This window comes from Acinetobacter sp. YH16056_T (assembly GCF_024605895.1).
In the GTDB taxonomy this organism is placed as follows: domain Bacteria; phylum Pseudomonadota; class Gammaproteobacteria; order Pseudomonadales; family Moraxellaceae; genus Acinetobacter; species Acinetobacter amyesii.
In genome coordinates, this window is record NZ_CP094545.1 from 1,678,018 (window position 1) to 1,692,962 (window position 14,945).

Annotated in this window: 15 protein-coding genes; 6 read left to right on the top strand and 9 right to left on the bottom strand. The window is 37.6% G+C overall.

Annotation, left to right across the window (positions count from 1 at the left end):
• Positions 1–26: 26 nt before the first annotated feature.
• Positions 27–863 (bottom strand): SDR family oxidoreductase, encoded by an 837-nt coding sequence (locus MST17_RS08280; protein ID WP_180027184.1) that lies wholly within the window; start codon positions 861–863, stop codon positions 27–29.
• 524 nt (positions 864–1,387) lie between these two features.
• Here MST17_RS08280 and MST17_RS08285 point away from each other — a divergent pair.
• Positions 1,388–1,828, top strand: a complete 441-nt coding sequence (locus MST17_RS08285; RefSeq protein WP_168379617.1) for a DUF2147 domain-containing protein — start codon at positions 1,388–1,390, stop codon at positions 1,826–1,828.
• A gap of 85 nt (positions 1,829–1,913) precedes the next feature.
• Here the strand turns inward: MST17_RS08285 and MST17_RS08290 are convergent, their stop codons facing one another.
• On the bottom strand, positions 1,914–2,969 hold the full coding sequence (locus MST17_RS08290; RefSeq protein WP_078190744.1) for an aromatic ring-hydroxylating dioxygenase subunit alpha: 1,056 nt from the start codon (positions 2,967–2,969) through the stop codon (positions 1,914–1,916).
• A gap of 248 nt (positions 2,970–3,217) precedes the next feature.
• Between MST17_RS08290 and MST17_RS08295 the strand changes: the two genes are divergently transcribed.
• Positions 3,218–4,147: a LysR family transcriptional regulator gene (locus MST17_RS08295; protein WP_078190745.1), complete on the top strand. Its 930-nt coding sequence runs from the start codon at positions 3,218–3,220 to the stop codon at positions 4,145–4,147.
• A 105-nt stretch (positions 4,148–4,252) separates the two neighbouring features.
• Here the strand turns inward: MST17_RS08295 and hpxO are convergent, their stop codons facing one another.
• On the bottom strand, positions 4,253–5,410 hold the full coding sequence (hpxO, locus tag MST17_RS08300) for an FAD-dependent urate hydroxylase HpxO (protein ID WP_180027185.1): 1,158 nt from the start codon (positions 5,408–5,410) through the stop codon (positions 4,253–4,255).
• A 208-nt stretch (positions 5,411–5,618) separates the two neighbouring features.
• On the opposite strand from hpxO, the gene alc reads away from it, so the two are divergent.
• Positions 5,619–6,626 carry an allantoicase gene (alc, locus tag MST17_RS08305; RefSeq protein WP_180027186.1) on the top strand — a complete coding sequence of 336 codons (1,008 nt, stop codon included), beginning with the start codon at positions 5,619–5,621 and terminating at the stop codon, positions 6,624–6,626.
• A gap of 89 nt (positions 6,627–6,715) precedes the next feature.
• A complete protein-coding gene (locus MST17_RS08310; RefSeq protein WP_180027187.1) occupies positions 6,716–7,216 on the top strand; it encodes an ureidoglycolate lyase in 501 nt (166 codons plus the stop codon).
• A 202-nt stretch (positions 7,217–7,418) separates the two neighbouring features.
• On the opposite strand, the gene MST17_RS08315 is transcribed toward MST17_RS08310, so the two are convergent.
• From MST17_RS08315 to MST17_RS08335, 5 genes are all read right to left on the bottom strand, one after another.
• A complete protein-coding gene (locus MST17_RS08315) occupies positions 7,419–8,798 on the bottom strand; it encodes a nucleobase:cation symporter-2 family protein (protein WP_180027188.1) in 1,380 nt (459 codons plus the stop codon).
• A 30-nt stretch (positions 8,799–8,828) separates the two neighbouring features.
• Entirely contained in the window at positions 8,829–9,149 is a 321-nt protein-coding gene (uraH, locus tag MST17_RS08320) for a hydroxyisourate hydrolase (RefSeq protein ID WP_168379624.1), read from the bottom strand.
• On the bottom strand, positions 9,146–9,649 hold the full coding sequence (uraD, locus tag MST17_RS08325; RefSeq protein WP_180027189.1) for a 2-oxo-4-hydroxy-4-carboxy-5-ureidoimidazoline decarboxylase: 504 nt from the start codon (positions 9,647–9,649) through the stop codon (positions 9,146–9,148). Before uraD ends, uraH begins: the two co-directional genes overlap by 4 nt.
• A gap of 143 nt (positions 9,650–9,792) precedes the next feature.
• Positions 9,793–10,755 (bottom strand): allantoinase PuuE, encoded by a 963-nt coding sequence (puuE, locus tag MST17_RS08330; protein ID WP_180027190.1) that lies wholly within the window; start codon positions 10,753–10,755, stop codon positions 9,793–9,795.
• Positions 10,756–10,852: 97 nt separating this feature from the next.
• A complete protein-coding gene (locus MST17_RS08335; RefSeq protein WP_180027191.1) occupies positions 10,853–11,419 on the bottom strand; it encodes a hypothetical protein in 567 nt (188 codons plus the stop codon).
• A gap of 321 nt (positions 11,420–11,740) precedes the next feature.
• Between MST17_RS08335 and MST17_RS08340 the strand changes: the two genes are divergently transcribed.
• Positions 11,741–12,610: an IS982 family transposase gene (locus MST17_RS08340; protein ID WP_180048875.1), complete on the top strand. Its 870-nt coding sequence runs from the start codon at positions 11,741–11,743 to the stop codon at positions 12,608–12,610.
• A 746-nt stretch (positions 12,611–13,356) separates the two neighbouring features.
• On the opposite strand, the gene MST17_RS08345 is transcribed toward MST17_RS08340, so the two are convergent.
• Complete coding sequence (locus tag MST17_RS08345) at positions 13,357–13,731, bottom strand: hypothetical protein (protein WP_180027385.1); 375 nt, start codon at positions 13,729–13,731, stop codon at positions 13,357–13,359.
• Positions 13,732–14,017: 286 nt separating this feature from the next.
• Between MST17_RS08345 and yddG the strand changes: the two genes are divergently transcribed.
• Positions 14,018–14,941, top strand: coding sequence for an aromatic amino acid DMT transporter YddG (gene yddG / locus MST17_RS08350; RefSeq protein WP_180027386.1), 924 nt, complete (start codon positions 14,018–14,020; stop codon positions 14,939–14,941).
• The last annotated feature ends 4 nt before the right edge of the window (positions 14,942–14,945 follow it).

Below are 14,945 nucleotides of genomic sequence, written 5' to 3' on the forward strand. Positions count from 1 at the left end.
TCATCCCTTTTTTACTTATCTTTGAATTATTTACGTTTTTTCTTACCACTAAGTAGATCTATGGCTTGGGCATAACGTGTAGGTGCAATTCGCTGAATTAAATCAATAATTTTGGCATCATTACCAATTAAAACTCGACGTTTATTCTGCTTTACCGCATCTAAAATGACTTTTGCTGCGACTTCAGGCGGTGTTTTTAGCACTTTATTAAATGCTTTGGTTGCCCTATCTGGGTTCATCCCTAACGCACGAATACTGTCACTCATACGCGCGCTATTTGCAATATTGGTTCGAATCCCACCCGGATGCACGCAAGTTGCGCTGACTCCAGCATTTTCCAAGTCTAATTCTTGGCGTAAAGATTCAGTAAAACCTCGTACCGCAAACTTCGTTGCATTATAGGCACTTTGAGTCGGTTGAGCCGTCAAACCAAATAAGCTGGAAATATTAACTATATGTCCATCGCCACTTTGTTTTAAATACGGTAAAAATGCTTTTGTCCCATATACCACGCCCCAGAAATTAATATTCATAATCCACTCAATTTCATCATAATGCATACCTTCTACAGTACTGGCTAACGCGACACCTGCATTATTAAAGATCAAATTGACCTGGCCAAATTCAGCTTGGGTTGCAGCCGCCCATTGCTCTACAGCGGCACGATCAGACACATCTAATTGGGTCTGAATTATTTTCACACCGGTGTACTTAATCATTTCAGCCGTTTGTGCAAGACCGTCAAGGTTGCGATCACTTAATGCTAGATGCGCACCTGATTGAGCCAGTTGAATGGCTAACTGCTGCCCAATACCTGAACCTGCTCCAGTAATGGCTGCGACTTTGTTGTTAAAATTTTTCATCGTTATTCCTATACACACTTAATCTCGTTCAGTGAACAAGCTGCATTTTCATATTATTCATAACACAAGCTTAACGAGAACTGATCTATGAATGAAATGATTTTATTTAATTGTAAAATATGAATGCTATACATAGCTCTTTAGCGTTATTGCTTCAAATCAAATTAATGTAATTCAACATGATTAGAGCAAAAATTGAAAACTTAAATGAGCCTTTTAGCTCCGGCTTTTTTTGGGATTGTAGCTCTAAATTTTTCAGCTCAAACAGCGTTTGATATTTATAAAAGTGATACAAATCCCAAATGTTATAAACAAAGCTCAACATTTATTCTATTTTTCTACACGATCCAGATTCTACATATTCAAAATCAGTATATAAAATCCACAATATATACTTATTTTTTTGTGAATATAGCCCTTGAAGACAACAAGGCTGATGCTTTGTAATTTTCCAAGTCTTGTGTATCCACCCTTTGGAAGATCAGGGATGCACATCTCTTACTATGTTCAATAGAGGTTCTAAAATGATAAAAACAACTCTTAGCCTAATCGGTTTGTCACTGGTGTCTAGCTTAGCTTTGGCTGCTGATCCATTGCATGGTACTAAATGGAAAACCATCGATGACCAAACCAAAAAACCTTTATCTGTAGTTCAATTTAATGAAACATCAAAGGGCGTTTTATCTGCAAAAATCGTTGATGTACTCACCCCGGGTGAAGCAGAAAACTGCCAAAAATGTGTAGGTAAATTCCACAATAAACCACTACTCGGTGTGCAAATCGTGAATGGTTTGAAAAATACCGGTAAAAATACCTATGACGGCGGTAAAATTACTGACCCGAAAAATGGTAAAACCTATAGTTTCAATGCCAAAATGTCGAATGACGGCAAGACCTTGAATGGTCGTGGCTATATTGGTGTATCTGCGCTTGGACGCAGCCAAACATGGATACGTGTAAACTAATCCTTTATGTACAAAGTCAAAAGCGGCTCGATTGAGTCGCTTTTTTTGTATGAAAACCAAGAATGAAATTATTCGAAAATAAAAATTAAACGGTATAACGTTTGCTTAGCCCCCATTCGGCTAATATTCGACGATAGGTTGTCGATGAGCGATCTGCTTCGAAATGCGCCTCCATACTGATATCCAGTGGCAATTCCTCAGGTTTTTGACTTTCCACCATGTCCTGATCTTCAGCAAAAATTTGTGCATTAAAATCATAGACCGCTTGTAAATCGCCTGTGGTATCAAAATTACGAGTTAAAGGCACAAATAAACGGGTTTTATTATGCGATACAGGACAACAGGCATTTAATATTTTTAACACTCCATTTTCAGGAAAATCGATGGTTAAAATTGCAGAAAATGGCGGATAGACATCAAACGTTCTTTTCCATAAAAAATCTTCTGGCGCTAAATGTTGTAAACCATGCGGATAATTACTCACATCACTAAGATATTCTGTATGTAGTCCATAGTCCGTACGTACTGTCGAATATTTTTGTACTTTAGGATTTTCACGGTCTGCAAAGCTCTCATGATGCACCCATGCGAAATGTGCAACATCAATAAAGCCTTCGAGCTGGCGCCCACTTGAACCACCAATATCTACATAAGGTGGCAATATAGATTGGTGCTGCTCGGTATCCCACGTGTCTAAATCTGGAAAATTGGCCGTAGATTCGTCTCTGTTAAATAAACTGGTCCACACCAATCCATATTTCAATACAACTGGAAATTTGGTTAATGAAAAACGCTCTGAAATTTGAGTCAGCTCTGGCTGTGCGGGAATTTTTACACACTTTCCTGCGCCGTTATAATGTAAACCATGATATGGACAAATAATGTCTTCACCCTTGACCCAGCCTTTGGTTAATGGCACCCCACGATGTGGACAGATGTCACGAACCAAATGAATTTTCCCACTTTCAGTTTGATATAACGCCATTTTTACATCGAGTAATTGCACTTGTTGCGGTTCAATCGAAACATCTTCTACACGTGCAACGGGATACCAATGCTGCGCCAAAATATTCCAGTCGTTGGCATCAAATGTACTGCACTGAGGTTGGGTAAATAAATTGAGTACTGGAATGGCATTCATAGTTCATCTCGACAATTGCAATATTTCTTTAGCATTTAGCGCTATTTAAATTTTGCTAAATCCTTATTTTCTAAGTCGAAATTAAAATCTAAACACATTTCTGTCTATTAGAATGATTTGCATGGATTGTTCTGTTTTTTAGAACATTAAGCATTGAACTCTGCACGATTTGATAAAGCTGGCATGAATATCGCTTAAAATGCATAACATTATGATTCGCTATTTACGCGATAGAGATTGAAGCCTGTATGTCGATTACTTTTTCTAGATTTTCTGAATATTTTATGGCGGTTGCACGGACTGGAAGTCTACGCAAAGCTGCTGAACAACTTTTTATTTCAGTCTCGGCAGTACATCGACAAATCGTTTTGGCAGAGGAAGAACTGGGGGTTGCCCTATTTGAACGACTACCTCAGGGCTTAAAACTGACGCTTGCGGGTGAATTACTGTACGCCGATTTATTAAAATGGCAAAAAGAATATCAACTGACGCGAACTCGATTTGATGAAATCCAAGGCTTAAACCGTGGAAACATTGAAATGGGTTTTATTGCAGCTTTGAATGACAGTTTCGTCGTCGACTGCATTCAAAAGATGGCTGAAACTTATCCGTGGATCAACCTCAACATCAGCATGAATAGCAGTGAAGACATTTCCAGAAAAATCGTCGATGCAGAATTAGATTTTGGCATTATATTAAATCCTAAAAGCCATAGCCAATTAGAGATTTTATCCTTTATAGAAATTCCGTTGGGCTTTGTAATGTCGCCGCATCATACCTTGGGTGGGATGGATAAAATCTATCTTTCAGATACGTTAAATGAACGGCATATTTTACCGAGTGATCCACTCATTATTAGTGAATATGTACAGACTTTATATAAACATCATAAGTTTAGTCCGATTCAAAAGATCGAATGTAATGACATTAGAATGATATTGTCATTGGTTCAGCAACAATTAGGCATCAGTTTGATGTCATACATGGATGCTTTGCCACTGCTTGAGAATAATAAGATTATTTTTAAACCGATCCGTGAAAAAGGCTTACACAGTTTGACCATTGCTTTATGTGTCGCATCGAAACGCCAAACCTCTCGAATTTCTCAGATCATGATTAATCTTTTGGTGGAAAAAATGGAAGAAATTAAGATCAATTTAAAATCTTTGAACCCCTAAAACCATTATTTAAGCTTTTTTTGTCACATATTTTTTTGTAAAAAAAAGCCAGTGCGAATAACCCGTACTGGCTGCTGAAAGCTAAAGTTTTATTAGTTTATTTTTTTAATCCAATGGATTACCTACAATATTACTAATGATGCCTTTCATAATATGATTGCCTTGTTCTTTACGCAGTTCTGCATACCATTCGCGCGTCACACTTTCATCCTTCATATGGGTCACATCACAACGCTTACGCGCACGCAAAACCAATTCATTGGCACGTTCATTACGTTTATTTTGATAACGACGCAATGAATCTTGCAAGCCCAAAGTATTGATTTGCAAAGCACGAGCTAGATAAATTGCATCTTCCATTGCTTGGCAACCACCTTGTCCAATATCAGGCGTTGTGCTGTGTGCTGCATCACCCACGATCACCACACGACCTTTGTAGAAATCTGCAAAAGGTTCAATATCATGAATTTCTACCCGATTGGTTTTTTTGGCATCTACAGCATCAATTAGCTTTTGAACCGGTTCACACCAACCTTTAAAGTATTCTTTAAATAAGGCCTTATATTGTGTGCGGTCATTTTCTAAGCCTGCTGCTAAAGGTACATCAAAGAAGAAATAGAATCGGTTGTCGGCAACGGGCATCAGCGAAACGCGCTTACCTTCTCCTACAAATGTCGTCCATTGATCTGCCGCAGCAAATTCTTCTGAAATATCGACTAAACCGTTCCAATTGACATAACCTGCATAGCGGCGCTCAACTTGTTCCCCCAATACATACGCCCGTGTCAATGAATGTGTACCATCGGCGCCAACCAATAAATCAGCCAGAACCTCACTTCCGTCAGCAAAACGGGTGATCACTTGATCATCTTGTTCTGAGAAGCTCACCATTTTTTTGCCTAGATGAATATTCTCACGACCAAATTCATCCATGAGCATATTTTGTAAGTCTGCGCGTGAAACTGGATAAGGTCGCTGACCAACTTCTTCGATTAAAGGAAACAGACTAAACTGTGTCATAACATCGCCCGTTAAACCATCGATATAGGCTAAGTGATCCATCTTGCCACCGAGCTTTTCGACTTGTTCGGTTAGCCCCAAATAGTTCAAACATTTGACACCGTTAGACCATAAAGAAATAGCGGCTCCAACAGGTAAAATTTGTTCTGCCTGTTCATAGATGGTTACTTGGTGTCCAAATTTTTTCAAAGCGATCCCTGTCGTTAGGCCCGCCATACCTGCACCAATAATTGTAATGTCCATCTATAACTCCCCTGTGTTTTTTTAAATATCTTTCTCCTAAAAAGCGAAAAGCATGCCATTTTTTCAAACAAACAATAAAAAAATCTAAAGTTGGCACACGCTGTGCTTCTAAACACGTGTAAATGCTAGTTTTTATCAAATGTTAAATTTTTAACACTAAAAACAAAATGCATATGTTTTAAATGAAAATAGTGAATGGATTTTATATATGGCGACTTTACTCGCACCAAGTTTTGATATTCCTGCACAATTACAGACACTTACAAATTTAGCAGATGACCGTATTGGTGCAAAAATACTTGAATGTTCAGATGATTTTTTTGCAGAAGCAAAACGCATGCTTCAATTTAATGCACCTATCTTCGTCGAAGATAAATTTGATGATCATGGCAAATGGATGGATGGTTGGGAAACGCGTCGTAAACGCCATGCAGGTTATGATTGGGCAATTATGCAACTCGGTGTTGCTGGTCGAATTCAAGCCTTAGATATTGATACAACATTCTTTACAGGGAATTATCCAGCTTCCGCATCAGTTGAAGCCTGCTTTGCACCAAATGGCGAGCTAGCACAGGCAGCATGGGTCAATATCTTAGACAATACCGTATTGGGCCCGAGCCAACACCATATATTGAAGGTCTCAAATGATCAGGTTTTTACCCATGTGCGTTTAAATATATACCCAGACGGCGGTATTGCGCGATTTAAAGTCTATGGTGAAGTTCAGGTTCAAATTCAAGACAATACGAGCACATTAGACCTCGTTGCGCTAGAAAATGGTGGACGTGTTATTGCTTATAGTGATGCTCATTTTGGGCATCCACGAAACTTAATTAACCCTGGCCGCGGCATCAATATGGGAGATGGTTGGGAAACTAAACGTCGCCGTGCACCAGGTTTTGACTGGTGTATTTTGGCTTTGGGTCAATCTGGTGCAATAGAGAAAATTGATATTGATACTGCCCATTTTAAAGGCAACTTCCCTGCGCAGGTTTCCATACAAGCGATCTATGTAGAAGATGCCACTGACCCTCAACTGATTCCGCAAAGTATGTTCTGGCCGTTTTTGCTAGATTCACAAGACATGCAGATGGATCATATTCATAGCTTTGTCAGTGAGATTTTAAAGCATGAAAAAATATCGCATATCCGCATCAATATGATTCCTGACGGGGGGATTAGTCGCATACGGTTATGGGGAAAAATACATCCTTAATTGCAATATTGATAAAATAGGAAGCCTTCGTGCTTCCTATGTGTATGGTTTCAATTTTTTTAATTAAATGCCCTATAAGATATCTAAACATGACACACAGCATAAAAATACAAGCTCTAAGTATTGAAGGCTTTGCACCTTTTGGTGAGGTTATTTGTACGACTGGACATGATTTTTTCCACATCAATGACGCACATACAGAGCGATATCATGCCCTCGTAGAAACAGAAATTTCAGCTGATGCGGTTGCTGGAATTAGCATCTTTAGAAATATCAAAACCACTGAATTGCCATTTACGATTTCGATGTTAGAGCGTCATCCCAACGGTTCACAAGCGTTTATTCCAATGCAAGCGCAGGCTTTTTTAGTGGTAGTTGCACCTGCGTTGGATGATCACAGCCCTGATCTTACACAGCTACGTGCTTTCATTACTGATGGTAGCCAAGGAGTCAATTATCGTGCAGGAACATGGCATCATCCTCTCCTGACACTCGAAGCACCCAGTAGCTTTGCCGTCATCGATCGGATTGGCACTGGACATAATTGTGATGTGTTCCAGTTCCCTACGTCTATTCACATTTCAAATTAATTTTTTTAGCTTAAATACTTAGAGTTAAATAGACTAAAAACCATCTAACCATCTGTTAATACATAATTTATTTCATCTCTTGATATTATTTAATTTAAACATAACGCATTAAAAAAGCCCTCAATTTAGAGGGCTTTATTTATTCTATACAAACTATATTCTATGAATCATCGTATGGTTCAAGACTCAAGATTGGCAATGATTAATGTTGCACATCTATCGCCATGCTTGGTTTTTTAACCTGATCTTTGCCCATAGTCACTTCTTTATTTTTAAATAAATTCAGATGATTGAACACAATATTTAAAATAATCGCCATCAAACAAGTTGAACTAATGCCTGAATGAAAGAGTGTTTGCACCCATTTCGGGAAGTTGGCATAGAAAGAATGATCGATAATTGGAATCATCCCTGCTGCAATCGCAGTCGCAACAATGATGAGGTTCTTTTGCTCGTTATAGTCAATTTTCGCCAAGGTACGAATACCACTTGCCGCAACCGTTCCAAACAAAACTAAACCAGCACCACCTAATACAGGGACAGGAATTGCTGCAATCAGTCGCCCCATAATTGGTAGAACGCCTAAGACGACTAAAATCATTCCACCCGCTGCGACAACAAAGCGACTTTTAACGCCAGTAATCGCTACTAAACCGACATTTTGTGCAAAAGCACTTTGCATGAATGAACCGAAAATTGGCGCTGCTGCACTAGATAGCATATCTGCACGTAAGCCATTGGTAATACGCTCAGCATCCACTTTGGTACCTACAATTTCCCCGACAGCAATAATGTCTGCCGTCGTTTCAGTCATAATCACTAAAGTTACGATCAGCATGGCAATAATGGCACTTAACTCAAAAGTTGGCATACCGAAAGCAAAGAAGCTTGGAAATTGAATCCAGTTACCATTTGCAACTTTAGAAAAATCTCCAAAGCCAAAGGTATAAGCGAGCACTGTACCGAAGACGATGGCTAACAAAATAGATAAACGTCGGATGGTTGCATTACGTGTTAAATTCAGCGCTATCACGATACCCAAAGTTAAAAATGCCAAGCTGATGTTCTCAGCATTTCCCCAGTCTGGTGCTTTATTATTGCCCCCCATCATCCAGCGTACCGCTACAGGAAGCAATGAAAGACCAATCACGGTGATCACACAGCCTGTCACAATCGGTGGGAAAAAACGAATAATTTTTGAAAAATAAGGTGCTAGGAAAAAGCCAATTAGGGATGCAACAATCACCGCGCCATAAACAGCAGAAAGCCCACCGCCTGCGGTTACTATGGCAATCATCGTCGCCACACCTGCAAATGAAACACCTTGTACTAAGGGTAATTTTGCACCGATATATTTCACACCTACGGTTTGTAGTATGGTCGCCAAGCCACCGACAAAAAGCGCCGCCGCAATCAATAAACCGATTTGCGCAGGTTCAAGTCCCGCGGCTGTACCAATAATCAATGGCGGAGCGATAATACCGCCATACATGGTTAATACATGCTGTAAACCATAGGCAAGGCTTTTCCCTGCGCCTAAATATTCATGTTCTGGTGAATCTGTTTTATCTTGTTCTGTCATTTTTATATCCCCTATTTTTTAACTTTGCTCTTAGCTGCCACGATACGTTGAATATGCAAATGGGCTGATGAGTAAAGGAATATGAAAATGCTGCGAGGCATCTTTTACATAAAAATGAATCACAGCTTTCGGAAAAAAGGTTTCGGTATTTAAAGTCTGAAAATATTCAGCAGTCGCAAATTCAAGGCTATAAGCACCTGCTGTAAAGTCCTTCAGCGCAAAATCATTGACGCGACCATCTGCATTGGTTTGGGCTGAACCTAGTAACTCTCCGTGTGCATTAAATAATTGAATGTGGACATTCGCTGCAGGTTTACCCAGATTGGTATCTAAAATATGTGAGCTAATCATGCGCTAAGCTCCTGTTTTAATCTTAATAAGGCAATTTCAGCCAATTGATGATGAACAATTCGTTTTTCAGTTTCAGGATCATTCAATAATCGATATTGCAGTGCCTGTAGTACATCTTCACTACTGAGGCCAGAAGCTTTGATTAAAAAGAGATATCCGTACTTTTTCTCATACGCGACATTGCCTTTGAGCAATGCAAATTGAGTTTCTTCATCTGCTGAAATTTCAGACTGTTCTTGATTTGAAAATTGTTGTTCCAAACAACTTAATTCTGCCTGTGCCTTTTTTTCACCAATTCGTGGATGGTTATCTAAAGCATTTTTGATTTCATCCCAAGTCCAAGCATTTGCAGCTTTTACTGCTTGCTCTGTGATTTGCGTGACACAGGTATAAGGACGCTGCGCCACAATGTGTTCTGCCCAGCCTTCAATTTGCACACAGTGCTTTAAAAAAGTTTTTACATCTGCTTCGGATGCTTTATTAAATTCAACAAGTTGCACTATAAAATCGCCTAAAATTATTGAATGATTGTTCAAATTTAGTTTTGCAATATCAGTGCCAACCTAGGTCTATGATGTCAGTTACCTATGTACAGGCCTAAAAAAAGAGGAGCTAAGCTCCTCTTTATCCAACTATTTTTTTATTAGACTGCATGATGTGTATACCAATGTTCCGCGATATCACCACGGCGACAGATCCACACTTTTTCATGTGATTGCACATAATCTAAGAATCGTTGTAGTGCTTTAAAACGGCCTGGTCGCCCTAAAATACGACAATGCATCCCAATCGATAACATTTTTGGCGCGCTTTCACCTTCTTCATATAACACATCAAAAGCGTCTTTAAGGTATTGATAAAATTGTTCACCACTGTTGAAACCACCCGGTGAACAAAACTTCATATCATTGCTTTCGAGTGTATAAGGAATAATTAAATGAGGACGGGTTAGACCATTTTCATTCGTCAAATGACTCCAAAAAGGTAAATCATCACCATAGTGATCGCAGTCATATTTGATTTGCGGAAATTCAGCCAATAGCTGACGTGTATTCGGACTGTCACGCCCTGTGTACCAACCAATAGGCGTCTTTCCAAATAAAGCTTCAAGCACACTAATCGCTTGATCCATGTGCTGACGTTCCAGCTCTATCGGCATATCTTGATAATGTAACCAGCGTTGACCATGTGAAACGACATCATAGTTGGCTTGTTTGATCGCATCGACGATATAAGGATTGCGCGCTAAAGCCATACCGACACCAAAGACCGTCATGGGTAAATCACGTTTTTTAAATTCTTCATGAATCCGCCAAAAACCTGCTCTGGAGCCGTATTCATACATCGAGTCCATCGACATATGTTTGGCAGGAAAACTGGCCGCTCCAATAATATCGGATAAGAATTGTTCTGATCCTGCATCCCCATGTTCGATGTGGTTTTCTCCACCTTCTTCATAGTTCAACACGAACTGCACTGCGATCCGTGCCTGATTAGGCCATACGACTTGAGGAACATTACCATGATATCCAATTAGGTCTCTGGAATAATCCTGTTGTTGGATCTGGTCAATTAAGTTTTGTCCACGTAAGTAGCCTGTAGTCACTTCAACTTCCTAATTTGTTATATCAAACAGTAAAAAAATTAGGTAGAAGCAAGCAAATTATGCGCCAATGTCATAGATGGCTAAATAGCTTTTCATATCAATGACCATTGCCATTTTTTAAAATATTGAATGGTTGCCCTGAATCATCTGCAATGATTGAAATTTGCCAAATTTCATCTATTTCTGGAAAATTCTGATGCAGTTGATCAATGAAATAGTAATAACCCGGTGTATTTTCGGTAATATAAATGATTGTATTTGAACACAATATATAGAGCTGAATCTCATCAATGGTTCCAAGATCTTGGCGTACGACATCTATACTTTGAATATCTTTCCATAATATAGTTTTAGTGCTTATTTCAGGCCCAGTTATATTGTATGTGAAACCATCATTAAAATATTCAAAATCACCTTTATCCTGTCTTACACTCTCAAATTCGTTTGTTTTATTTTTTATATCTTGTTTTAAATCAATTGAATCTACAAACCAAATATGAGGATGACAAATTATTGCATTCCAAATAATAAAAATGCAAAGTGTAAAAAACCATATATTAGCTGTAATTACTATCGTAAGTACTGCCAATATAAATAAGATAAAACCCAAATTTAGGTTTAAAAATAATATAGTTGAAGTTCTTATTGGTAGTTGTACTTTCATTGGCAACTGCTTGAATAAAATATTACCATCATTCAATTTTTCGTTATATTTAAAGTAAAAACAAATTGCCAGCATTAAGAATGAAATTAAACTAATGAATGTAAAATGTTTTTCCCATATTTGCCAATTAGATAAAAAATATATAAAAATGACCATAAATATTGAAATTGAACAATACATCGTAAGTAAGGAATTTAAAAAAATATGCATTCTCATTGTTTGTTTAATCTAACCCGAATCGCGGATAAGAAATTGACTTGAAAAATATGAGGACTAGAGCCATCAGTTGAGTTACCACACAAAACTCACAACTCTATCCTCATGTTTAATAGTACCGAATTATTTTGCGTAATTGATGATTTCTTTCTTAAATTTGAAGCAACTTATTGGCAATTCCTTAAGCAAAGCCATCGTTTCTCAAGAATTCGAGCGGCTCACTTGAGTCTTTCAGAAATCACCTTTATTGCTATTTGGTATAAATGCTCTCATTTCACTAATTTCAAAGCATTTTTCACATGGCTAAGGCAGGATAAAAGCTCTTTATTTAAGAGCTTACCCTGTTACCAACGGCTGATTCACCTCATTAATACGCACCAGTTGGCACTACATGCTTTACATGTAGCCTTAATGAAAGGTCAACGGAGCCAATATTTATGGATTGACTCAACCACTTTACCTGTCTGTAAAAATCAACGAATTCAACGCCATAAATCTCTAGCAGAAATTGCATCTCGTGGTAAAAGCTCGATGGGTTGGTTCTACGGCTGTAAATTACATATTATGATGAATCAACTTGGAGAAGTCGTTTGTTCAGCATTATCCAATGGACATGTGGCTGACATAAGAATGGTTGAGCATTTGGTTGAAGGCTTGGAAGCAAAGCTTTACGCGGATCGTGGTTATATCAGTCAGGATTTAAAAAACAGATTAAAAGAACAAGGTATTGATTTAATTACTTATCATCGAAAGAACATGCGGTCTGTTCAACTCTGTACATCAGATGCATATCACTTAAAACAACGTAATAAAATAGAAACGTTATTCAGCTTATTGAAAGGTCAATACAATTTGGTGACGAGTAGAGCTAGAAGTATCTCAGGCTTTTTAAGTGGTATTTACGCATCACTATGTGCATACCAATTAACTCAGCAGCATAAGCCCACAATTCAAATTATGCAGTCATTGGCTTAAAAAGGATTCGGGTTAATCTAGTAATTTTTTAATGGTATAACTATACGTAAATATTGATAAATTTAAAGCATCATGATCAATTATTCTTTGTAAAATCAACACACCTAACGCTGAAAATTAATTTATACTCATAAGTCATTTTCACTCAGTTCCAAATAAAAGATTCAAACAATAAGATTGGCTAGCAATTGATTAATCCATGCTTTGGAAAAGACAAAAGATTTTGATTAGGCCCACCTCATATCCAAGTAAGTTACTTAAGTTTTAGTGACTTATGGTGGTCTGTCTTAAGAATCTTTATGCAATAGAGCCATAAACGAGCAAAACTCTACAAAATATTAAAAAAAATATTTACTCATAATTTTTAAATTTTACTCTTCACTCAACAATGCAATATATTGAAAATAAATAAATTACAAAAATATAGATAAACCTAATATAATATTCATAAACTTCACTTTCTTTTTTTATCTTCCCGATCAACAAATAACTCCCATTATAAATTAGATCAACAAAGATAATAAAAAAAACTACTGCACCAATAAAACTCCAGAAACCTATCCCAAAAAAGTAATACTTTATTAAAAAAATCAAAAACTCAATAATAAAAAAATAGCTATAATTAGCCTTTTATAATCGTGATAAACTCTAATTACAAATTTATCCATTATTGTTCCTTTTTAAACTATCGATCCATCTCATTACGAACTGCATCATTATTTACTTCTTCAGTAGACATCAATTATTTAATACACATCACGGCGGTAACGACCTGCTTTACGCAGTGTATGCAGTTGTTCAATGCCCAGTATCTCTTGCAAAGTGGCATCTACCGCTTTGGCCATATTCAAACTGCCGCAGATATAGAGACAAGCCCCTTGCTCTAGCCAATCAATCAATTCAGCTTTTTTTACAACTAGGATATCTTGCACATACTTTTCAGCAAATCCATCACGAGAAAATACCCGATCGATTTCTGCAATTTTACCTTGGTTTTGTAATTTATGCAGTTCATCAGCAAAAATTGCATCGAAATCTTGTTGATGCTCACCATAAATTAACCAGTTTTGATAGTGCTCTGTTGCGACACGTTGCTTAAGATGTGAAAGCAAACCCGCCATTCCTGAGCCATTGCCAATCAAAATCGCAGAGTGAACGCCCTCTGCTAAGTGAAAATTTGGATTCGCATGAATATAGGCATGAATACATTGTCCAAGTTTTAAATCGTGCGTTAATAAGCCAGAACCTAAACCTAGTTCATCGCCATGCTGCTCTTGACGTACAACGAGCTCTAAATATTTTTAATTAAATAGAGTTTGATAATTTCACGCTTAGACTAAACAACTAAAGAAAGATTATAATTAAAGCTTAGAATTCATTCGCCATTTGCGAAATCTTCGAGCAATCATGTCCAAAAATCTTGCAACGCTGATTGGATTCAGTGCAATCTTACAATGGTCTTCTATTGTTGGTTTACTTAAGAAAATTAGTTTCAGTATTGGCCCTGATCTTGCTGTGCTCTTTATGTATACTTTGAGCTCAATTATTCTATTGCTCTTATTTAAAATTCCAAACCTTAAACTGGTTCCGCACCAATTTTTGATATACGCCACCATTTTATTTGTGATTTATGAGTTGTGTTTTTCTTATGCCATTGCTTTGGCTCAAACAGCTCAACAAGCGATTGAAATCAGTTTGGTCAATTATTTATGGCCGAGTCTGACAATTGCCGCGTTAATATTATTTAAAGAATTAAAATTTAACTTTTTCGTAATCATTGGTTTAGCCATTAGTTTGGGCGGCATCATTTTGATCCAAACGGGTAATGGAAGTTTTAACTGGTCTACAGTCTTTACGAACATTCAGTCCAATCCATTAAGCTATTTTCTTGCTTTTATGGGCGCGAGTTTATGGTCACTCTACTGTGTGATTACCCGTAAATACAGTCATGGACATAACCCTATTTCATTCTTTTTCGTCGTGATCACCATTGTGCTATGGCTAAAAATGTTGACATTTCACGGTATCCCGCGAATGCCTGCCGTAGACTTACATACCGGTAAGTATATGTTAATCGTGTCCATCGTGACCGCATTGGGCTATGCAGCGTGGAATGTAGGTATTATAAAAGGCAATATTACGATATTGGTGACCTTATCGTATTTTAGTCCGATTTTTTCTTCATTAATTTCAATGTTTATTTTACAGACACCACTGAGTTTAAGTTTTTGGCATGGTGCCATTTTGGTGACATTAGGTTCGCTGGTATGTTGGATTTCAACCAGTTGGCCACAAATAAAAGCAAAATTAATGCAATTGCGTCATGAATAATAAG